Source organism: Polyangium spumosum (assembly GCF_009649845.1).
Taxonomy (GTDB): Bacteria; Myxococcota_A; Polyangia; order Polyangiales; family Polyangiaceae; genus Polyangium; species Polyangium spumosum.
Map to the genome: position 1 here is coordinate 81431 of NZ_WJIE01000022.1, position 21893 is coordinate 103323.

Here is a 21893-nt window from a genome sequence, read left to right on the forward strand (position 1 = left end):
GCACCCGCGAGGCCGCGGTCCTTGTCAAGAAAAAAGGGACGAGTATGGGATCGCGGTGGATGGTGTGGAGGGTGGGCGCGGCGCTCGTTTGTGTCGCGCTCGCCGGGTGCGGCGACGGGGGCCAGGCGGGCGGCGCGGCCGGGGCGAGCGCGTCGGGCACGGGCGGCGCCGGCGGCGGCGGGGGCGAAGGCGGCGGCGGCGGGGCCGGCGGCGCAGGCGGGGCCGGCGGCGGGCCCGTGGACAAGGCGAAGGATTGCGCGGACACGTTCGGCGACGCGCTCACGGACGCATTCGGGCGCGTCGATGGAACGGTGCTCGCCGTGGTGAAGCCGACCGATACACAATGCGCGATGCCGAATGACGATCACGTGGTCGTGCAGGTCCTCATGGACGGCAAGGTGTATCGGATGGTGGTGAACGTGCAATCGAGCTTCGGGGATCCGGACGTGCGATACCTCGAGACCTCGCACGTGCTGCCGGGGCCCGCGTGGGCGGAGGGCTGGCATACCGGGATTTCCCTCGATTACGCGACCGATCTCGGCGTCGGGGCGGAGGCGTTCGCGCCCTTCGATTTGCCCACGTTGTCGGACGTGATCGCCGACGCGATCCCGCTCGGCGCGAAGATCAGCGTGTATGCCCACAGCTCGGGCGGGGCGAGCGCGCACAAGGTCCACCGGAACAGCGGCGCCGAGGACGGGCTCATCGTGCTCGACCCCGAGGGCGCCGCGCCGAAAATGCTGCTCTTCCGGTTCGCGAATCAGGTGTTCTGAGCCTCCCTCGAGGCGCGAAGCGCAGGCGCCTCTGCCCCCTCGACGTCGGGCCGTCCGGGCCAAATGAATTCGCATGTGGTCGGACCCTCGCGGTGAGGGCGAGGCCCTCGCGGTCATCGCGGGGGAGGGACCACACGCGAAAAAGAGACAGGGGGAGTACCATGAAAAACGTATCGAAGGTCGTCGCGTTCGTTCTGTCCGCGTCGGCGGGCGTCTGGATGACGGGTTGCGCCGCCGAGATGGCGGATGCCGAGGATACGGACAGCGCGTACGCCAACGTGGAGCATGCCAAGGGCATCACGAAGGGCGCTCCGGGGAGGGGAATGATCGGCCAGGATAGCCAGGTCGGCGGGGACCTGGGCCTGGGCGGGCAGGTCGCGGGCGGCGTGCTCGGCAAGGGCGCGCGGATCCCGGCGCAGGGGACGCAGGTCGAGCAGCCGGCGCTGGGCGGGCAGGTCGGCGGCGAGGAGAAGGCCGAAGAGACGCAGCGCGTCGGCGAGCAGGACCTCGGGCAGGAGACCGAGGATCAGGACCTCGCCGAGGCCGAGGACGCGGCGGGGCAGGAGGGCGAGACGGCGTCGTCGCAGGAGGCGCTCTCGAGCTGGTGGCGGTACGGCTACGGCGGCTGGGGAGGGTATCGGCGCGCATTCGGGGCCCGCTTCCTCGGACCGCATTTCTATGGGAATCGCTTCCTCCCGTACGGCTACGGCTACGGCTACGGCTACTACCCCGGCGCCATCTACGGCTACGGCGGTTGCGCGGGCGCGTACCCTTACGCTTACGGCGGCTGCTACTGGTGATGCCTCGGCGATCGCCGGACTGAAGTCGTGAATTGAGCGTACGGGCCCGATCGGCCTCCTCGGGGGCCGGTCGGGCCGTCTTTCATTTTCCGTTTCTGGTTCGTGAACCGGAAGATTTCGACGCTCTCCCGTCGAGCTCCGCGCAGCCCCGGCGAAATGGGCGCATTTCCCGCCTCTCGACGAGGGCGCCCGCGAATGTTTCGCGTCGAGCCCGCTCGACGATCGGCCGCCCGGGCCAAAGACATTCGCTTGTGGTCGGACCCTCTGCGCGAGGGGAAGGCCACAGCGAAGTGGAAACAGGGGGAGGTTCCTATGAAGAACGTGTCCAAGGTCGTTGCGTTGATCCTTTCCGCGTCCGCGGGCGTCTGGATGACGGGTTGCGCGGCGGAGATGAGTGATCCGGGCGAGGAGACCGATTTCGCGCTCGCCAACGTGGAGCAGGGCGGCGTCTCCAAGGGCAAGGGCCTGGCCCCGATGGATATCCCGGCGCCTTCGAAGGTCGACAAGGGAATGATGGGCGGCCAGGGCGGCCAGTTCGGCGGGATTTCCGGTGAAATCGAGAGCCCCATCCTCGGGAAGGGCAACCTCGGCAAGGGCCTCGGCAAGGGCTTCGAGCAGCAGCTCGGCAAGGGCCTCGGCAAGGGCTTCGAGCAGCAGCTCGGCAAGGGCCTCGGCAAGGGGATCGAGCAGGGCATCGACCAGGGCATCGACCAGGGCGCCCGGATCCCGGCCCCGGTCGGCGGCATGCAGGAGAACATCGAGCAGCCGGCGATCGACCAGAACCTGGCGATCGACCAGAGCGCGGGCGAGGAGAAGGTCGAAGAGACCCAGGACCTCGGCGCCGAGGGGCAGCTCGACGACCAGGCGGACGTCGATCAGGACGACCTGTTCGAGGGCGAGACGGGCGAGTCGCAGGACGCGCTGTCCAGCAACCCCTGGTACGGCGGCCGTTACTGGCGCGGCCGGCACTTCCGGCGCCATCGGTACTACGGCGGCGGCTACTACGGCTATCCGTACTACGGCGGCGGCTACTACGGCTATCCGTACTACGGCGGCTACCCGTACTACCGTCACCACCACCGCGGCCGCTACTACGGTGGCCACCGCGGCCGTTACTGGTGGTGATCCTCGCGCGCGACGCGACGGCTTCGTGAAGTGAGCTTGCGGGCCCGGTTGGTCTCCTCGGAGGCCGATCGGGCCCGTTTTTGCTCCATCGCTCGGGCCTCCCGCGTTCCGTCCTCGCTCCGCGCCTGCCGCCCTCTCCGCCTCCGCCTCTCCTTCCTCCCTTTCCCCTTCCGCTCCCGTCCGCCCCGGTGGCATCATCCCTGCCGTGAGGATTTGCCCCGCGTGCTCGCGCGAGTACCCCGATGCGCGCTCGCATTGTCAGGATGACGGGATCAAGCTCGTCAGCCTCGACAAGACGGCGGCGCTGCGGGCCGAGCAGCTCGTGGGGCAGCTCGTCGACGGCCGCTACCGGATCGAGCGCGTGCTCGGGCATGGCGGCATGGGCACGATTTACGCCTGCCGGCACGTCGTCGTCGGCAAGGCGTTCGCCATGAAGGTGCTGCGCCCGCCGCGCAGCGGGCAGAGCGAGGGCGTGCTCGCGCGCTTCATCCGCGAGGCGCAGACGGCGAACGCGCTGAAGAGCCGGCACATCATCGAGACGACCGACTTCGGCCAGCTCGACGGTGGCCCGTTTTACGTGGTCATGGAGCTGCTCGAGGGCTTCGATCTCGCCCGCGCGATGCGCGAGTCGAGGCTCGGCCCGGCCCAGCTCCTGCACGTGTTCATCCAGATCGCCGACACGCTCGAGCTCGTGCACGCGCACGGGATCGTCCACCGCGATCTGAAGCCGGACAACGTGTTCCTGGTGCAGGAGAACGGCGATCCGCTCTTCGTGAAGCTGCTCGATTTCGGGATCGCGAAGGTCCTGCACAGCGGTTCGTCCGAGCTCACCGAGGAGGGGATGATCCTCGGCACGCCGCACTACATGGCGCCCGAGCAGGCGCGCAGCGACGGCGTGGATCACCGCGCGGACGTGTACTCGCTCGGCGTGATGATGTACCGCGCCTTCACGGGGCGGCTGCCGTTCATCGGGGAGTCGACGATCGCCGTGATCACGCGCCACGCGATGGACGCGCCGGAGCCGCCGAGCCGCTTCGTCGCGATGGATGCCCTGCTCGAGTCGATGATCCTGCGCTGCATGGCGAAGCGGCCCGAGGAGCGGCCGCAACGCATGGCCGAGGTGTCGCAGGCGCTGCGCGCGATCGCGATGAAGTCGTCGGGCCAGAGCTGGCCAACACCAAACCCGGGCAACGCGCCGGCGCCGTACGCGACGGGCAACTACGCGCGGATCTCGACGGGCAACACGGGCGTGCCGATACCCGCGGCGACGCCGAGCCAGGTGCCGCCGCCGATGGGCGAGACCGGCGCGACCCAGCGCGGGTTCGCCACGTCCGCGACCGGGATGCACAAGGCCCCGCCGAAGCAGAGCGCGGCCGTGCTCGTGTCCCTGATCGTCGCGGCGCTCGCGATGGGCGGGATCGGCGCGGTGATCGCGTTCGCCGTGATGCGCGGAGGCGGGAGCGAGTCGTCGCAGAAGGCGAGCGCGTTGAGCGCCGAGCCGCCCGCCCCAAGCGCGAGCGCCGCCGCGACGGCGCCGCCGGTGATCGTCGCGACGGCGCCGCCCGCGACGACGCCCACGCCCACGACCTCGGCCGCCGCTCTGCCGACGACGGCGCCCACGGCGACGCCCACGGCGACGCAGACATCCGCGCGGCAATCGTCCCCGGGGCCCGTGCGTACGGCGGCGCCGCCGCCCACGACCACCACGAAAACGGGCCGCAGGTCGGAGATCCGGAGTCCCTTCGAATGATCCGTCGCTCCATGCCGCTCGTCGCGGCGTCGCTCCTCGGTTTGTCCTTCCTCGTCGCGGGCCCCGAGGCCTCGGCCCAGAAGAAGCCCGCCTCCGCGGCCCCGGCCGGCAAGAAGAAGCCGCCGAACAAGAACGACCCGAAGCTCGTCGAGGCCAAGCGCCTGTTCCAGCAGGGCGAGGATCTCTACACGAAGGGCGACTACGAGAAGGCCATCGAGGTCTGGGAGATGTCCTTCGAGCTCTCGCAACGAGAGCTGATCCTCGAGAGCATCGCGAACGCGCACGAGCGGCTCGGCAACGCCGAGAAGGCGCGCGAGTACCTCGGCCGCTGGCGCGAAGCCGCGCCGCAGGAGGAGCACGCGGATCTCGACGCGCGGCTGCAGAAGCTCGACGAGCGCATCGCGAAGGAGAAGGCCGAGCAAGCGGCGAAGGAGAAGGCCGAGAAGGACGCGAAGGACAAACGCGAGGCCGAGGAGCGCGCGAAGCGCGAGGGCGGCAAGCTCTTCATGCCCGGCGTGATCCTCGCGGCCGCGGGCGGCGCCGTGGCCCTCGGCGGCGGCGTGCTCGACATCCTGGCCGTGACGCGCAGGCCCGACGCCACGTCCGTGTGCGGAACGACGCTGGACAACCGGCAGATCTGCCGCGCGTCGGCGCGAGACGACATCGAGACGTCGAACACGTTCGCGACCGTGGGCGACATCATGCTGATCGGCGGCGGCGTGGCCGCGGCCGTGGGCGTGGTGCTCGTGGTGACGCAGAGCGGCGGGAAGAAGGGCGCCGAGGAGAAGAAGGCCGCCGCCGTCGCTCCGTGGTTCTTGCCGGGCGGCGGCGGCGTCGTGGCGGGCGGGTCGTTCTAGCCGACGCAACACACGGCGCTTGTCAAGCCATTTCGGCCAGGCGGCCGGGCTCGCTCAAGGCGTGCTGCTGGGATCCGCTGGATCGCTCCCAGCGTCGTGTTCGTCGCCGTCGCGGAACCCGTCCTCGTCGCGGTCGAGCCCCAGGCGCTCGCCGGAGCCGGGTGGTGTGCAGGTATAGGTCAGCGGCGCGTCGAGCACGAAGGACAGGAGTCGGAGCGTGGCGTCCGCGATCGGGGGCGAGCTCGCGCGATTGCCCGTGAAGAGACCACCACCAGCGTACAGGTAGCCGACTTCGTTGCCGAGCAGGTGTCCCTTCACGACGAGATCACACTCTCCGACCTCGGCGCGGCTGCGCAGCAGATGGATGCGGGCGTGGACGGCCGCGTCGCTCGCGCGGGTCAAGGTCGCCTGCTGCCCGACGATCGGCGCCATGTTGGAGTCGAACGCGAGGAGGAACGACTCGACCTGCCGGCGCAGGAGCTGGCCCGTGGGGCCGGCGGGGAAGCCCTCGGGGTTGAACTCGCTCTCCCCGAAGCCGAAATGCATGAATCGGAAGACCGTGTCGATCATGCCATCGTGCAGATACCCGAAGCCGCGGACCTGGTCTCCCATGAACCCGTTGTCGCCGGGCTCGATCCCCGGCGCCTCGGCCATGCCGAACATCCCGACCTTCTGGTAGAGGTTGCGGAAATGGGGGACCTTCATCGTCTGCGGCGTCCCCTCGAAGGTGCTCAGGCCCATCGTGCCGAAGAAACCCGGCGCCTCGCTCCCCGGGTTTCCGGTGGGATCGAGGGTGTGGCATCCTTCGCAGCTATGCGTGACGTCGGACAGGGGGCCGACGAAGAAGTCTCGCCCTGCTTGCTGGTCCGGGGTGAGGGAGTTGTCGAGGTTGCGGATCGGATTCGGCGGATACGTGATGCGCAGGACGAAATCGGTGAATGCGTCCATGTCCGGCTCGGAGAGCTCGGCGTGGCGCCCCAGGAGCTCGACGAACGCGGGGTTGAATTTCTTGAATGCCGCGACCTCGTCGAAGATCCCGCTGTCCGGCTGGATGGACGGGGCGTCGTTGCCGCCGGTGCGGTCGCCGCGCCAGTGCATCGGGCCGTGGTTCGCCATGCCGCGCAGGCTTTGCGTGGTCATGGGGCCCTTCAGCGGGCGATAGTCGGGGCTATTGGGATCCTCGACCAGGAAGGGCCCCGGGTTCGTCACGGTGACCGCGTCCGGGTTGCCGAGGTCCCAGGCCAGGTTATCGAGATCGCCGAAGACGTGGCAGCTCGCGCAGGACGAGTCCCCGTGGCTGGAGGAGAATTTCGCGTCGTAGAGGAACCGCCGGCCATGGGTGATGCTGGGCGGCTCGGGGTTGTGCATCGGCACGTGGGCCACCTCGGCGCGCGCCGCGGTGTCGATGACGGAGATCGCGTTGTCGAACGTGGTCAGCGCATAGAGGCGGCCGCGCGCTTGATCGAGCACGATGCCCGTGGGACCCCCGCCCGAGACGGGGATATGGTCCGCCGCCGAGGGCGAGAACGTGTCGTTCTCCAGGGCCGCGGTATCGAAGACGCCGATCTTGGCGGAGCCCAGGGCGGCCACGTAGAGCGTCGCGCCGTTGCTGGTGATGGCCATCCCCTGCGGGAGCGCGAGGCTCCGCTCGTTCTCCGTATTGGGCAGGGGCGCGCAGCAGCTCGCGTAATCGATGTGCTTGTTGAGGTGCCGCGGGGCCACGCCGCCCGGACCCAGCACCGTGATCCGGCTCTCGTGCAGGTGCCCGCGCAGCGTCTCGCCCGCGAAGATCCCCGGGCCCTCGAACCGCTTGTCGTTCTGCGCGTCGGTGTTGGTGACGTAGACCTTCCCGTTCACCGGGTTGACGATCATGTTGTACAGGATGGTGCCGACGCCGGTGTAATACCCCGACGAACCCGCCTTCTGTGCCGGCGGGTTGGCCATGGCGTCGATGACGAAGACGTCCTCGTCGGGCAGCGAGAAGCGCACGTCGTCGTCCCAGGTGCGGCCGATGGGATCGACCCAGTGAGCGCCGTTGTACTTGACGATGATGCTGGCCTCGGGCTGCGGGAGGCCCTCGAAGTTCGTGTTGGGCCCGGGGACGCCGCCCTCCGCTTCGCCTCCGTCGGGCACGAGGAGATCGCTGACGACCGTGGTGCGGTTGCCGGAGTGGAAGGCGGCCGCATACACCTTCGTGCCGTCGGGGGAGACGGCGAGCGCGCGCGGCGTGTCGCTGAAGAGGGTCACGATGGTGAGCGGCGTCCCGCCCAGGGGCGCGCCCGGCGTATTCGCGTCGAAGACCCAGACGTCGGCGCGGCCGACGCCGGGCGTCGTGAGCTGGGGATCGTTCGGGCGATTCTGGCCGCGGTGGGCCGTCGTGATGAACGCGCGCCGGCGGTTCGGCCCTCCGAAGACGATATCACGAGGCTCGTCTCCCACGAGCAGCGTGCGCACCACCCGCCCGCGCGCCGGGTTGCTCACGTCGACGACGCTGACGCTGTCCGAGAGATGATTGACGACCCACACCTCGTCATCGCCCCTCGCCGCGACGGCGACGGGCTCGAGCCCCACGGGCACGGATCCGACGTGGGACAGGCCGCTCTTTTTGACGCGGAAGATCTCCAGACGGCCATCCGGGGTATTGACCGCGAAGAGGTGCTTGCCGTCGGCCGAGAGCGCGAGGGGGCGCACTTGACCGCTTTCGAAGAGTGTGTATGACGAGGCGGCGTGCGCGACGCTGGAGGCGGCGAGGGGGACGACGAACCCTGCAATCGCGAGGGTTTTGCGCAGCAATTCAGAGCGGGTCATCAGTTTTCCTTGCGAGCGTCGCCCGGCCGACCCCGGCGCTGCGCCGGAGGGCGTGCACGACGCCGTTCTGCAATGTGCTCCGGGTGATGAGGCCGCGCAAATCGGTCCGCCGGCACCCCATCGATATCGATGCCGGGAGGCGGGAGCGAGGGGAGGGGAGGGGACGGGAGGGGACGGGACGAACGATTGACGAGTTACCTCGTGCCGGGCAGCTCGATCCGCGGCAGGACCGCGTCGGCCTGGGCGAGGCGTGTCGCGACGGCGCGCGCGGCTTCCTCGGTGCCCGGGTCGCGCGGGGCTTTGCGCAAGAGCTCCTGGAAGGCGCGGCGGGTCTCGGCGATGCCGATGAGCGAGCCCTTCTCCAGGTTGAGCGCGATCGAGTCGCCGAGCAGGCCGAAGGCGTCGCGGAAGCGCCCGCCCGCGGCGAGGACCTCGCTCATCGCGGCCGCGGAGCGCGCGAGCCCCACGACGTCGCCGAGCTTCTGGCCGAGCTCGAGCGCGGCGGAGAGGCGCTCGGCGGCGCGCTCGAGGCGGCCCTTCTTCAGCTCCAGGCGGCCAAGCGTCTCCCAGACGCGGCCGAGCTCGCGCGCGGCGCCGAGGCGTTTGTAGGTGCGCTCGGCCGCGAGCGCGTGATCGATGCCCATGTTGAGCGCGTCGACCTCGCGGCCCGGCCGCGGCGGGACGTGCAGGGGGATCCGCGCGAGCAGGTGGTCGGTCTCGGCGAGCTCGAGGATCGCGACGGGGTCGTTCGGCGCGCGTTGTTCGAAGACGTTGCGCGACTCGGTGAGCAGGTGGACGGCGCGCACCGGGTCGCCCATGCGGACGTAGACGGCGGCCTGGTCGTTCAGCAGGCGCGCGGCGCCGAGGGCGTCGCCGGCGTCGAGCAGGGCGCGGCTCTCGCGGGAGAGCTCGGCCTCGGCGCGCTCGAGCGAGCGCATGTCGCCGAGGTCGTAGCAGACGCTCGCGATGAGGACGGCGATCTCGGTGCGCAGCTCGGCGGGGCCGCCCTCGCCGAGGGCCACGCGCGCCGCGTCGAGCGCGGAGAGGGCGCGGCGGAGGGTGAAGGCGGAGTCGGGGCCGGGGGCTTGCCACTGGAGGCGGGCGAGGTCGACGAGCAGCCGGACGCGGAGGACGCGGCGCTCGCGCGTGGGCGGGAGGTTCTCGAGCAGGGCGAGGGCGCGGCTGCCGTGGGCGAGGGCCTGGGTGAAGGCGCCCATCGCGGCGGCCTTCTCGGCGGCGGCGCGATAACGCTCGACGCTGGCCTCGATCTCGCCGGCGGCGGCGAGGTGCCCGGCGGCGCGGGCGTCGTCGCCGCGTGGCGCGGGTGCGGGGGTGGGATCGGGCACGGCCGGCGGCGCCTCGGGCGGCGCGGCGCGGATCGAGACGACCGGCGGTGGCGGCGGGCTCCCGATCCAGGCGAACGCGGGTGCGGGCTCGTCCGCGGTCGTGGCCTCGGTCGGGGCTTCTTCCGCGGGCGGGGCTTGCGTGGCGTTGGCCTCGGGGGCGGGCGCCTCGGCTTTGTCGAAGAGCTCCGCGTAGGGCGGGGCGCCGGGGGTACGCGCGGGCCGCTCGGGCACGGCGTCGGCCTCGGGAGTGGCCTCGGGAGCGGCTTCGGGAGCAGCTTCGGGAGCGGCAGCGGCAGCTTCCGCGACCGCGGGCTCCGCCGGCGCCTCCGTGACGACCTCCACCTCGGTCTTCAGCATCGACGCGAGCATCCGGTGCCACGCGTTCGCCAGCGACGGCAGCGTCGAGCTCGTCAGCGCCGCGACCACCGGCTCGGGCAGGTGAAAGCGCCCTTCGCCCTGGTCCTCGATTGGCACTCCGAGGTCGGCGGCTCGTTGCAACACGTCGAGCACGTCGAGCGGGCTCTGCCCGACGAGCGCGGACACGAGCCCCACCTCGAAGCCCGAGCCCACCGTCGCTCCCGCGCGCAGGACCCGCAGCACGTCCGGCGGCAGCACGCGCGGCGAGAATGCGGGGGCGGGCGGCGCGGCCGGCGTGGCTTCGGCGGGCGGCGCGGCGGGGCGGACGATCGCCTCGTGGCCTTCGGCCGTGGCGAGCGCTTCGAGCAGGGCCGCGGCGGGGCCCGTGGGTTCGGCGCGGAAGGCGAGCAGGAGCGGCAGCTTCAGCCAGCCGGTCCGCAGGACAAGCGCGCGCAGCGCCTCCAGCGTGGGGACGTCGGCGGCCTCGACGGCCTCGAACACGAGCACGGCGGGCCGACCGATCTCCGCGGCGAAGCGGTTGCCGAGCTCGACGAGCTCCGCGCCTTCGGCCTGACCGGGCATCTCGCCGAGCAGCCGGCGCCGGAGGCCGGAGACGACCCGATCCCGCGCCTCTGCGAAGAGCGGATGGGGCGCGCCGAGCAAGCGCTCGAGCTTGCCGCGCGCGTCGGCGAGCGGACCGAGCGTCGTCTGGGGGACATCGCAACGCACGCGGACGACGCAGGCGCCGAGCGACGCGGGCGGCTCGGGGGGCGGGGCCCCGACGAGGGCCGTGTGTTTGCCTTGGGAGAGACGTTGCCAGAGCGTTTCGGTGGGGATGGGGTCGGTCGGCATGGGCAAAACCTCTCGGAGGAGAGCGGGGGATCCGGGAGGCATTTGTCAAGGCATTTTCTCTGGAGCGAGGCGACCGCGGGAGGGGAGGGCGCGTGTCAGGGCTTCGACTCGTCCGCGCCGAGATCCGGGCCAGCGCCCAGCGTGTGTGGCTCGGCGTCGATGTCGAGGCCCGCCTCGTCGAGCGGGACCCCCTTGTCGATGGCGGGCGTCGCGGCGGGCGTCAGGTGGAAGTCCGCGCCGCCGGGGTTCACGAAAAACGACAGGGGCACGTCCTCGAGGTTCGTGTCGACCTGCCCGCTCGCCCCGTCTCGCTGCGTGATCCGGCTCGTCAGGTTGTTGCGGAGGATGACCGACGTGACGGGGAATCGATAATCGATCCCGCTGAAGAAGCCGGAAGCGCCCGGCCCGCGGATGACCGTGTTGTGGTGGACGCGGGGCTCGCGCGCCTCGGCGATCTCGATTCCCGTGTCGAAGCCGGCGATGTCGCCGTAGACCACGTTGTTGCGGATGATGCCGTCGTAATGGGCGAGCGAGGCGTCTCCGTGCGGGTCGTCCGGGTAGTTTCGCTGGCCTCCCCCGTTCCCCAGGCCGAAGCCGATGCCGCGGGCGCAATCGACGATCACGTTGTTCTCGACCAGCGTATCGCGCGACCCCTTCCAGAAATGGATCGCGTGCTCGGCGAGCCCGCTCTCGCAGTAGATCCCCTGAAAGCGGTTGTTCCGGACCGTCCATTTCCACCCCGCGTGGACGTCGATGCCGCCCGTGTAGCAGCCGCCGCAGCAGGACTCGACGTGCGGGCGGCCTGCGTCGGTCAGCTCGAACGAGGAGCACTCGATCCGGCCCTCGTCGACATACCCCTCCTGTCCCCCGATGGGGTTCACCTTGACGAATTGCTCGCCGCCGTCGATGAGGCGCAGCCCGTACAGGAAGGTCCCTTTCACGTCGACGCCCGCCCCGGGTGGATAGGCGTGAATCGGGTGATCGACCGCGCGCGTGACGGTCACGTGGGCGATCGTGACGTTCGACGCCGTGATCACGATCGTCTCGTTGACCGTGTACGCCCCGTCGATCACCACGTCTTCGGCCTTGTCCGTGGCCGAGCGCAGGGTGACGTCGGGCGTCTTGAACGGGAGCGACGTGGGAATGGCATACGTGCCCGTCGCGAGCACGATCGTCGTGCCGCTCGCGGCGCCCGCGACGATGCCGGGCAGCTCGCCGGCCTGCGAGGGGTCCACCTCGATCGTGGGGCCGGCGGGCTTCGGGAGTGGTTCACACGCGAGGGACGTGGGCCCGCCGCCGCCCGCGCCCCCGCTGCCGGCCTCGCCGCCGGCCCCGCCTCCGCCGGCCGCGCCGCCGCCGCCCGCGCCCGCGCCTTCGGTCGTCGTGTTGCCTTGGCTCGTCCCTGCCCCGGAGCCGCCGCACGCATGAAGAAAGAACAGAATTCCAAGGGTCGAGAAGCTTGATTTCCGCATGACACGTCCTCTTGACGCCCCGCCGTCGTACCGGGTAGCGTCGTTCGGCAGGCTACATGCCATGCGAAAGAAAGGGTGGGGGTTTCCGTGAACGACATGTTGGATGCAAGCCCGGCGCCGCCTTCGGGGTGGCTGTTCCGCCTCAAGCGCGCGGCCTCGATGATGTTCATCGCCTCGATGCCCGTGTTCGGGCTCGGCGTGCTCTCGGGCTGCGCCTGGAAGCCGACGATCCTGCGCGTGGATCCGGCGTTCACCTCCAAGGACCTCGTCACGGGGCGGATCGTGATCATGCCCGTGAAGTTCGACACCGAGAAGGTGGGCCCCCGGGAGCGCGCCCTGATGGCCGCGCAGTTCATCCGCGCGGCCCGGCAGAATCGTCAGGACATCCCGATCGCGAGCAACGCCGAGCATGATCGGGCCCTGCAGGGGGCGCTCGAAGAAGAGAGCAAGTTCCTGCGTGTCTACGAGGAGGGCGGCACGGACCCGAGCCGCCTCGCCAATCTGAAGGCGTCCCTCGACGCTCGTTATTTCGTCCTGTCGCGCCTGAAGTACGAGCAATCCGTCCACGGCGGGGGGCGCATGGGCGGCAATACCGTCGAATCCACGCTCACGGGGAAGGTGTCGCTCGTCGATACGACCTCGGGGGCCGTCGTGTGGGAGGGGGAGTTCTCGAGCACGCGGAGCGGCGTCGACACGATGGTCGATCCCCACCCCTCCGCGCACGCATTGCCGTTTTTCTCGACCTTCGTCCGCGGCTGGCCGGCTCAGCCCTGAGGCCGCGCCTCATCCGTCGCAGAAACGTCGCAGCGGGTGAGGCCTCGCCCGTGGTCGTCGACGTCCTGTCTCGCCTGTCTGTCGTGCGCAAAATTTGTCTTCCCTCTTCCAACGAGCTTGTGTACTACGGGCTCGCCCGACTTTGAAAGAGCTGCCTCGAGGCACGGGTCAGGCGCACGGAGCGGATATGACGTCGGTGAGGATCTGGGTACTTGCGCTCTTCGTATGCGGCTTCCTGAGCATGTCCGGCGGATGCGAGGACGACGAGCCCTTGCCTCCGGGTGGCACCGGCGGCATCGGCGGCACCGGCGGCATCGGTGGCACCGGCGGCATCGGTGGCACCGGCGGCGTGGGGGGCGACGGCGGCGTGGGGGGCGACGGCGGCGTGGGGGGCGACGGCGGCGTGGGGGGCGCCGGCGGAGGCGCCTGTGTCCCCGTGGACGACATGAACGATTGCACGGACGACGTGTGCAACCCGGATGGCACGACGGCGCATCACCCCAAAGCGGCGGGTGAGGCGTGTCATGGCGACGGCGTCTGCAACAGCATTGGCCTGTGCGTCGAGTGCCTCGTGGCCAATGATTGTCCGGGCACGGACGACGCGTGCCAGCAGCGCGCCTGCGCAGGCGGCGCCTGCGAGATGCTCTTCACCGCAGCGGACACGCCGATCCCGATGCAGAACGTCGGCGATTGCAAGGTCATCGTCTGCGACGGCAATGGTGGCGCCAAGGCGAACGACGACGACACCGACGTGCCCGACGACGGGAGCACGTGCACGGTGGACGCGTGCGTGATGGGCACGCCGTCGAACACGAACCTCCCGCCCGGGACCAGTTGCACGCCTCCAGGAGGGATGTCGTCGCTCGCGTGTGACGACATGGGGCAATGCACGGGATGCGGGAGCTCCGCGGATTGTCCCGGAACGGACGACGAGTGCAACACGCGGACGTGCGTGGCGGGCGTGTGCGGCGTCAGCTTCACGGCGGCCGATACGCCGGTCGCCGCGCAGACGGATCACGATTGCCTCCTGCGCGTCTGCGACGGCGCAGGCCATGTCGTCGACATCGCCCACGACGCGGATGTACCCCTCGACGATGGCGCGGCGTGTACAGCGGAGATGTGCGCCGACGGGACGCCGATCCATCAGGACATCGCCGACGGTACCCCCTGCAGTGATGGTGACGCGTGCACGCCGATCGACACGTGCATGATGGGCGTTTGCCTGCCGGGGGCGCCGATCGTGTGTCCACCCCCCGACGCGTGTCACGACGCGGGCGTGTGCGATCCGATGTCGGGGACCTGCACGACGCCGGCCAAGCCGAACGGCACGGCGTGCGACGATGGTGACCCCTGCACGGCGACGGATCAATGCACGGCCGGCGCCTGCGGCGGGACGGCGATGCCGGATGGCGCGGCCTGCATGCAGGATGGTTCGCCGGGGATGTGTCAATCGGGCACGTGCAACCTGTGCGGCAACGGCGTCGTCGACCCGCCGGAGGAGTGCGACGACCTGAACGCCGTGAGCGGCGATGGCTGCGATGCGTGCATCATCGAATTGACGTGCGCGGCCGGAGAGACGAGGCTCGTCGTCCTGAACCAGAGCCCGCTCTCGATTCCCGACGCGGGGGCCACGGTCTCGAGCTCGGTCGACGTCGACGTCACCGGCGGCGTCTCCAAGGCGATCGCCGTCGTGCATTCGTTGACGCACGCTCAAGTGGCGGACATCGACATGTCGCTCGTGTCGCCGCAGCAGCTGCTTCGAGAGCTCTCCACGGACAACGGCCTCAGCGGGGACAACTACACGCGCACGACGTTCGACGACGACGCCGACGCGTCCGTGGCGAGCATCACGGCGCCGTTCACGGGCAAGTACCGCCCCGAGCAATCCCTCACGGTCCTCGGAGGAGGCTTCGATTTCCAGCGATTGAACGCGCTCGGGACCTGGCACCTCGCGCTCGCCGACGACGCGGCGCCGGAGGCGGGCACGCTCCACGCGTGGAGCCTCGCGCTCTGCGTGAACCCCGTATCGTATTGCGGCGACGGCATCGTCGACGCCGGCGAGGAGTGCGACGACGGCAATACGAACGACGCCGACCCCTGCAATCGCCTCTGCCAGCACACCGACGGCTGCGGCGATGGCAACTTCGACCTCGGCGAGGAGTGCGACGACGACAACGTGAACTCGGGGGACGGTTGTTCCTCGACGTGCACGGTGGAGATCACGTGCGCGGCTGGACAGTCGAAGGTCCTCGTGACGAACGCCATGTCCGCCGGGGTCCCGGACGACAACACGTACCACGGCTTCCCCGTCAGCGTCGGGGTCTCGGGCGGCGTGGAGAAGGCGGTCGCGGTCCTCGGCAGCCTCGCGCACACGAACGTCCAGGAGCTCGACATTCGTCTGCAATCGCCCCTCGGCACGATCCGGACCCTGTCGAGCCACAACGGCGGGACGGGTGATGATTACACGTCGACGTTCTTCGACGACGCTGCCGCGACGGCGGTCACGTCCGGCGCCGCGCCGTTCCAGGGCCACTTCAAGCCCGAGCAATCGCTCTCGACCCAGAGCGGCGCGGACTTCTCCGATCAGAATGCCCTGGGGACGTGGACGCTCCAGATCCGCGACACCCAGTCGGTGAATTTCGCCGTCTTCAACACCTGGACCCTCGCGCTTTGCCTGCGCAGCACCAACTACTGCGGCGACGGCACGATCCAGGCCGGCGAGGAGTGCGACGACGGGAACACGAACGGCGCCGACGCATGCAGCAACACGTGCACGGTGAACGACGGCTGCGGCGACGCAAACCTGGATGCAGGCGAGCAATGCGACGACGGCAACGTCGCGTCGGGGGACGGTTGCTCCGCGACGTGCCAGGCCGAGATCACCTGCGCCGCCGGGCAAACGCCGGTCATCGTCACGAATGGAACGCCGGCGCACATCGAGGCAGGGAACGCGCTGAACCAGTTCCCCATGAACGTGGCCACCGAGGGCGCCATCAAAAAAGCCATCGTCGTCATCGGCAACGCGGCCTCTCCGCTCGCCACCTTGCTCCGCATCGACCTCGTGTCGGCGGTCGGCACGAAGCGACATCTGTCGAGCGACAACGGCGGATACCAGCCCGGGTACATGTCGACGATCTTCGACGACGCGGCGGCGACCCCCATCACGAGCGCCGCGGCCCCCTTGAACGGCACGTACCGGCCGGAGCAGACCCTGTCGATGACGGCGGGCACGGACTTCCGCGACGAGAACCCGCTCGGCACCTGGAAGCTGCAAATCTCCATCGATGGGGGCACGGACGGCGCGCTCCAGAGCTGGACCGTGGGGCTCTGCCTCGACACCGTGACCTACTGCGGCAACGGGACGGTGGACCCGGGCGAGCAATGCGACGACGGAAACCGCAACAACGCCGATACGTGCGACAACGCCTGCAGGCAGCTCGCGTGCGGCGACGGTGAATACGACTCCGGCGAGGAGTGCGACGACGGCAACGGCGTGGCCGGTGACGGCTGCTCGCCCACGTGCACCCTGGAGTTACCCTGCGGCGCGGGTCAGACGCCCGTCGTCGTCAAGACCACCGCGTCGAAGACCGTCCCCGCGGGCACGACCCAGTTCATCGATATCCCGCTGAACGTCGGGACGGTGGGCACCGTCGAGAAGGCCGTCGCCGTCCTCGGCTACATCGCCAAGAGCGACACGAAGGACCTCGAGATCCGGCTACAATCGCCGTTCGGCACGATCCGCAACCTGTCCCTGCTCCAGGGCGGCACGGGCGACCACTTCAAATCGACGCGCCTCGACGACGCGGCGTTCACCTCGATCGGCGCGGGCATCCCGCCCTTCACGGGCAACTTCCGGCCCGAGCAGTCGCTCTCGTCCCTCCTCGGGAAGGACTTTCTGGGGCAAGGCGCCGCCGGCACCTGGAACCTCCAGGTGAGAAACCAGTATATCTACGGGGGCAGCGCGACGATCTTCACCTGGACGCTGGGGCTCTGCGTCGACACCACGACGTATTGCGGCAACGGGGCCCAGGAGGCCGGCGAGGAGTGCGACGACGGGAACGTCACCGACAACGACGGCTGCTCGAGCGTCTGCACCCTGAACGACGGCTGCGGGGACGGGAACATCGACGCCGGCGAGCAATGCGACGACGACAATGAAGTGTCGGGCGACGGCTGCTCGTCGACGTGCCAGGTCGAGGGCTTCGAATGTGGGCCGGGGGAGACGAAGGTCCTCGTCAGCACCACCTCGTCCGGGGCGATCCCGGACGCGAGCGGCACCTCCTTCGGGGTCAACGTGCCGACCGGCGGCGCCGTCAAGAAGGTCCTGGTCTCCGTGGGCCGGATCAGCCATGCGAGCGTGGGACAGCTCAGGCTCACCCTCAGCTCGCCGCTCTCGACGGTCCGCACGTTGTCGAGCAACCTCGGCGGCCTGGGCGACGACTACGTCGCGACCCTCTTCCACGACGAGGCCCCGCTGCCCATCACGGCCGGCGGCGCGCCGTTCACGGGCCGCTTCCGCCCCGCCCAGACGCTCTCCGAGACGGCCGGGACCGATTTCCTCGGTCAAAACGCGCTCGGCTCCTGGTACCTCGGCGTGACGGACAACGCGTCCGGGACGACCGGCACCATGGAGCGCTGGACCCTGGGGCTCTGCCTCGACACCGCCATTTATTGCGGCAATGGCGTCAAGGAGCCCGGCGAGGAGTGCGACGACGGCAATACCAGCAACGTCGACGCCTGCACCCGCGCCTGCGCGGCGAACGACGGGTGCGGCGACGGCAACATCGACCCCGGGGAGCAATGCGACGACGGCAACGCCGCGCCGGGGGACGCTTGTTCGCCGTCCTGCGAGGTCGAGATCACGTGCGGCGACGGCGAGACGCCCGTCATCGTGACCAACGGCGCGTCGGCGCCGATCCCCGACAACAACACCTTCGCGAGTTTCCCCGTGACCGTGGCCGCGGAAGGAAGCGTGACGAAGGTGATCGCCGTCATCGGGAGCATCGTGCACACGCAGACCGCCGACCTGGACATCCAGCTCCGTGGGCCGAGCGGCACGGTCCGTATCCTCTCCGACGACAACGGCGCCACCGGCGACAACTACATCTCGACCTTCTTCGGGGACACGTACGGCACGCTCATCACCAGCTCCTTCGCGACCCCTCCCTACAGCGGTCGTTACAGGCCGGAGCAATCGTTGTCGACGACGCCGGGGGTCGACTTCCTCCACCAGAACGCCACGGGGACATGGGCGCTCGAGGTGCGGGACGACCTGGCTGGTTATGCCGGCACCTTCAACCGGTGGACGCTCGCGCTCTGCGTCGACGTGGCCTGCGGAGACGGGAGCACCGGGCCCGGCGAGGAGTGTGATGACGGCAATACCGTCGACGACGACTTCTGCTCCAACCGGTGCGAGGTCGCGAATGGCTGCGGCGACGGGAACGTCGACCCGGGCGAGCTGTGCGACGACGGCAACCTCGCCTCGGGCGACGAGTGCTCGTCGACGTGCCAGCTCGAGTTCGCCTGCGACCCCGGGTTGACCCCGATCGTCCTCGCGGACGACACGGTCCTGCCCATCCCCGATACGAATACCTACATCTACTCCCCCGTGAGCGTCACGACGGAAGGCGCCGTGAAGAAGGTCCTCGCGATCGTCGGAGGCATCACGCACACGAAGGTGTCGAACCTGGGGGTCGCGCTGGTATCACCCCTCGGCACGATCCGCAGCCTGTCCGATACCACCTTCGGGACGCAGGAGAACTACCGGTCGACGATCTTCGACGACGACGCGACGAAGAACTTCTTCGGCGCCACGGCGCCCTTCAATGGGCGGTTCCGGCCCGGGCAATCCCTCTCGAAGTCCCCCGGGATGGACTTCACCGATCAGAACGCGTTTGGCACCTGGAACCTCCGGGTGCGGGACGCGACGCCGGCGGACGTCGGCACGCTCGATAGCTGGCGCCTGATCCTGTGCCTCGACACCGCCGCGTATTGCGGCAACGGCGTCGTCGACGCCGGCGAGGAGTGTGACGACGACGATTTCGACGACGGCGACCTCTGCAACAACCGGTGCCAGTTGAACGACGGCTGCGGCGACGGGAACCTCGACGCCGGCGAGCTGTGCGACGACGGCAACGTCGCCTCGGGGGACGGCTGCTCGTCGACGTGCCAGCTCGAGATCGACTGCGCCGCCGGTCAAACGCCGGTCCTCGTGTCGAGCGACACGCCCGGCCCGATCTCCGACGACAACACGTTCAACAATTTCCCCGTGACCGTCGCGACGGCCGGCGCCGTGAAGAAGGCCGTCGTCCTCATCACCGGCATCACGCACCCGAACGACGCCGACCTCGACATCCAGCTCCTCGGTCCGACCGGGTTGGTCCGGAACCTCTCCGACGACAACGGCAGCGTGAACGACGATTACCTCTCGACGATCTTCGATGACGACGCCGCCGCCGGGGCCATCAATTATGGATCGGCGCCCTTCAGCGGGACGTTCCGGCCCGAGGCCTCGCTCTCGGTCGATCCGAACGTGGACTTCTCCCAGACGAACGCGGCGGGCACGTGGACGCTGCAAGTTCGCGACGACGCCGCGACCAACACCGGCACGATGAACGGCTGGACGCTCGGCCTCTGCGTCGACACCACGAGCCTTTGCGGCGATGGTGTCCTGCAAGCCGGCGAGGAGTGCGACGACGCGAATACCGTCAACAACGACGCCTGCTCCAACGCCTGTCAGGTCACGAATGGCTGCGGCGACGGGAACATCGACGCGGGCGAGTCGTGCGACGACAACAACGTGATCTCGGGCGACGGCTGCTCGGCCTCGTGTTTGCCCGACATCTCGTGCGGCGCCGGCGAGGTGCCGGTCCTCGTGACGAACAACACGGCGACACCGATCCCGGACGGCAACGAGACGGGCGTGTTCAGCGCGATCCACGTCGGCAAGGCGGGCATCGTGCGCAGGGTGATCCCCACGATCAACATCACGCACGGAGCGACGAACCACCTCGACGTCTACCTCGATTCGCCGTACGGCGTGCAGCGCCTGCTCAGCGTGGGCAACTATGGCTCCAACTACAAGGCGACGAGCTTCAGCGATGACGCGGCGAAGCACATCTCCTCGGGCGCGCCGCCGTTCACCGGCACCTACAGGCCCGCGCAGACGATCTCGGACGCGTCGGGCTTCGCCAACCAGGCCGCGGCGGGTGTCTGGCGCCTGCGAATCGCCGACGGCGTATACGGGACGGCGGGCACGCTCGATTCATGGAGCCTCGCGCTCTGCGTCGACCCGAGCGTCCCGACGATCTGCGGCAATGGCCACGTCGAGCCCGGCGAGACGTGCGACGACGCCAATACGACGAGCGGCGACGGCTGCTCCGCCGCCTGCCAGCTCGAGTTCTCGTGCCCTCCGGGGCAGGTGACCTTCATCCAGACGTCCACGGACGGCCCGCTCCTCATCCCCGACGCCGCGGGGCCGCCCGGCGCCCAGAGCGTCATCCAGCTCGCGGACTCGTACGTGGTGAGCCGGGCCGTCGTCGTGGTCAACGCGATCAGCCATACGCGTCTCAGCGACGTCGGCATTTCGCTCATCACCCCGGCGGCGACGACGGTGACGCTGGTCTCGGGCAACGGCGGGGACGCCGACGAATACGTGTCGACGATCTTCGACCCCGCCGCGCCGACGGCCATCACGGCGGGCACCGCCCCCTACCGTGGCCGGTACCAGCCGCAGGGTCCCCTCGGGAACGTCCACGGCCAATCGTCGAAGGGCGCCTGGACGCTGCGGGTCACGGACAGCACCACCCCCTGGGGCGGCGTGTTGAAGTCCTGGACCATCGCCATGTGCGGGAACTGAGCCGACCCTGTCCGCGAGGTCCATGGACCCTGTCCGCGAGGTTGACGACCTTGCCCGCGAGGTCCATGGACCCTGTCCACGAGGTCATCGAGCACGTCCGCGAGGTCCATGGACCATGCCGACGAGGTCGCCGACCACGTCCACGAGGTCGAGGACCACGTCCACGAGGTCGCCGACCACGTCCACGAGGTCGCCGACCACGTCCACGAGGTCGATCGACCATGCCCACGAGGTCGATCGACCATGCCCACGAGGTCGCCGACCACGCCCACGAGGTCGCCGACCACGCCCGCAAGGTCGATCGACCACGCCCACGAGGTCGCCGACCTTGCCCGCGACGTCAGTTCACCCCGTTCGTGCCCGCCTGATGGTGCACATAACCCGACGTGGCCTCCTCGTCGTGGCTCTGCCCGTTGCTCGCCGTCACCCGCTCGACCTCGGCGTCCATCTCGCCCTTGAGGATCTTGCTCCACATCACCCAGTCGGCCGCGAAGGACCAGAGCGGGTACTTGAAGCTCGCGGGTTTGTTCTTCTCGATGAAGAAGTGCGAGATCCACGCGGGGCCGTAGCCGGCCACCAGCGCCGCCGGGACGAGGGCCGGGCGGCGCAGCGCGATCGCCGCGAGCAGCGTGAGCCCCGCCGCCGTGGTCCCCACGAAGTGGAAGGTGCGCGTCGCCTTCTTGCTGTGCTCGCGCACGTAAAACGGCCAGAATTCCTCGAAGCTCTGGATGTCCTTCGTCGACATGCGTGGTGTTCTACCACGTCGTACAGGAGTTCACCCCGATCCACCTTTCGACGCGGCACGGATTCGTGCTACCTGGACGCAAAACTCCCATGGATCCTGCGAACGTGCGGCAAACACTCAAGGAACTCATGGTCGCCGAGCTCAACCTCGAGGGGAAGGAGCCGGCGGACATCGACGACGCGGCGCCGCTCTTCGGCGAGGGGCTCGGGCTCGACTCGCTCGACGCCTTGCAGCTCGCCATGTCCGTGGAGGAGAAGTTCGGCGTGCGTGTCCCCGAGGGAGACGAGGCCCGCAGCATCTTCGCTTCGGTCAACGCGCTCGCCGATCACATCGTGCGCGCGAAGGCCGCGGCCTGACGGGCGTCTCGCCCGCGTCCTCG

General features: G+C 69.6%; 13 protein-coding genes. 8 read left to right on the forward strand and 5 right to left on the reverse strand.

The window, feature by feature from the left end; all coding sequences use genetic code 11:
- Positions 1-44: 44 nt before the first annotated feature.
- The 5 genes from GF068_RS44615 (at position 45) to GF068_RS39330 (ending at position 5302) form a co-directional block, all read left to right on the forward strand.
- Positions 45-770, forward strand: coding sequence for a hypothetical protein (locus GF068_RS44615; protein ID WP_206079653.1), 726 nt, complete (start codon positions 45-47; stop codon positions 768-770).
- A gap of 161 nt (positions 771-931) precedes the next feature.
- The gene (locus tag GF068_RS39315; RefSeq protein ID WP_153824698.1) at positions 932-1570 is read left to right on the forward strand and encodes a hypothetical protein; all 639 of its coding nucleotides are present in this window, start codon (positions 932-934) and stop codon (positions 1568-1570) included.
- A 312-nt stretch (positions 1571-1882) separates the two neighbouring features.
- Positions 1883-2695, forward strand: a complete 813-nt coding sequence (locus tag GF068_RS39320) for a hypothetical protein (protein ID WP_153824699.1) — start codon at positions 1883-1885, stop codon at positions 2693-2695.
- A 205-nt stretch (positions 2696-2900) separates the two neighbouring features.
- Positions 2901-4445: a protein kinase domain-containing protein gene (locus GF068_RS39325; protein WP_153824700.1), complete on the forward strand. Its 1545-nt coding sequence runs from the start codon at positions 2901-2903 to the stop codon at positions 4443-4445.
- Positions 4442-5302: a hypothetical protein gene (locus GF068_RS39330; protein ID WP_153824701.1), complete on the forward strand. Its 861-nt coding sequence runs from the start codon at positions 4442-4444 to the stop codon at positions 5300-5302. Before GF068_RS39325 ends, GF068_RS39330 begins: the two co-directional genes overlap by 4 nt.
- A 54-nt stretch (positions 5303-5356) precedes the next feature.
- Here the strand turns inward: GF068_RS39330 and GF068_RS39335 are convergent, their stop codons facing one another.
- The 3 genes from GF068_RS39335 to GF068_RS39345 form a co-directional block, all read right to left on the reverse strand.
- Positions 5357-8110, reverse strand: a complete 2754-nt coding sequence (locus GF068_RS39335) for a beta-propeller fold lactonase family protein (protein WP_153824702.1) — start codon at positions 8108-8110, stop codon at positions 5357-5359.
- Between the two features lie 194 nt (positions 8111-8304).
- Positions 8305-10665: a hypothetical protein gene (locus tag GF068_RS39340; protein WP_153824703.1), complete on the reverse strand. Its 2361-nt coding sequence runs from the start codon at positions 10663-10665 to the stop codon at positions 8305-8307.
- Positions 10666-10760: 95 nt separating this feature from the next.
- Positions 10761-12137 (reverse strand): right-handed parallel beta-helix repeat-containing protein, encoded by a 1377-nt coding sequence (locus GF068_RS39345; RefSeq protein ID WP_153824704.1) that lies wholly within the window; start codon positions 12135-12137, stop codon positions 10761-10763.
- A gap of 87 nt (positions 12138-12224) precedes the next feature.
- On the opposite strand from GF068_RS39345, the gene GF068_RS39350 reads away from it, so the two are divergent.
- Both GF068_RS39350 and GF068_RS45840 read left to right on the forward strand, forming a co-directional pair.
- The gene (locus GF068_RS39350) at positions 12225-12911 is read left to right on the forward strand and encodes a hypothetical protein (protein ID WP_153824705.1); all 687 of its coding nucleotides are present in this window, start codon (positions 12225-12227) and stop codon (positions 12909-12911) included.
- Positions 12912-13152: 241 nt separating this feature from the next.
- Positions 13153-20769, forward strand: a complete 7617-nt coding sequence (locus tag GF068_RS45840; RefSeq protein ID WP_240808084.1) for a proprotein convertase P-domain-containing protein — start codon at positions 13153-13155, stop codon at positions 20767-20769.
- Between the two features lie 84 nt (positions 20770-20853).
- Here GF068_RS45840 and GF068_RS46680 read toward each other — a convergent pair whose 3' ends face one another.
- Positions 20854-20976: a hypothetical protein gene (locus GF068_RS46680; protein WP_275939339.1), complete on the reverse strand. Its 123-nt coding sequence runs from the start codon at positions 20974-20976 to the stop codon at positions 20854-20856.
- Between the two features lie 133 nt (positions 20977-21109).
- On the reverse strand, positions 21110-21514 hold the full coding sequence (locus GF068_RS39420; RefSeq protein WP_153824706.1) for an Mpo1-like protein: 405 nt from the start codon (positions 21512-21514) through the stop codon (positions 21110-21112).
- A gap of 89 nt (positions 21515-21603) precedes the next feature.
- On the opposite strand from GF068_RS39420, the gene GF068_RS39425 reads away from it, so the two are divergent.
- Positions 21604-21870: a phosphopantetheine-binding protein gene (locus tag GF068_RS39425; RefSeq protein ID WP_153824707.1), complete on the forward strand. Its 267-nt coding sequence runs from the start codon at positions 21604-21606 to the stop codon at positions 21868-21870.
- The last annotated feature ends 23 nt before the right edge of the window (positions 21871-21893 follow it).

Excerpts from the sequence above, each read along its gene's own strand:
- GF068_RS44615 (WP_206079653.1), top strand. The coding sequence starts at position 45 with ATGGGATCGCGGTGGATGGTGTGGAGGGTGGGCGCGGCGCTCGTTTGT.
- GF068_RS39340 (WP_153824703.1), bottom strand. The coding sequence starts at position 10,665 with ATGCCGACCGACCCCATCCCCACCGAAACGCTCTGGCAACGTCTCTCC.
- GF068_RS39345 (WP_153824704.1), bottom strand. The coding sequence starts at position 12,137 with ATGCGGAAATCAAGCTTCTCGACCCTTGGAATTCTGTTCTTTCTTCAT.
- GF068_RS39420 (WP_153824706.1), bottom strand. The coding sequence starts at position 21,514 with ATGTCGACGAAGGACATCCAGAGCTTCGAGGAATTCTGGCCGTTTTAC.
- GF068_RS39315 (WP_153824698.1), top strand. The coding sequence starts at position 932 with ATGAAAAACGTATCGAAGGTCGTCGCGTTCGTTCTGTCCGCGTCGGCG.
- GF068_RS39335 (WP_153824702.1), bottom strand. The coding sequence starts at position 8,110 with ATGACCCGCTCTGAATTGCTGCGCAAAACCCTCGCGATTGCAGGGTTC.
- GF068_RS39330 (WP_153824701.1), top strand. The coding sequence starts at position 4,442 with ATGATCCGTCGCTCCATGCCGCTCGTCGCGGCGTCGCTCCTCGGTTTG.
- GF068_RS39425 (WP_153824707.1), top strand. The coding sequence starts at position 21,604 with ATGGATCCTGCGAACGTGCGGCAAACACTCAAGGAACTCATGGTCGCC.
- GF068_RS45840 (WP_240808084.1), top strand. The coding sequence starts at position 13,153 with ATGTCCGGCGGATGCGAGGACGACGAGCCCTTGCCTCCGGGTGGCACC.
- GF068_RS39320 (WP_153824699.1), top strand. The coding sequence starts at position 1,883 with ATGAAGAACGTGTCCAAGGTCGTTGCGTTGATCCTTTCCGCGTCCGCG.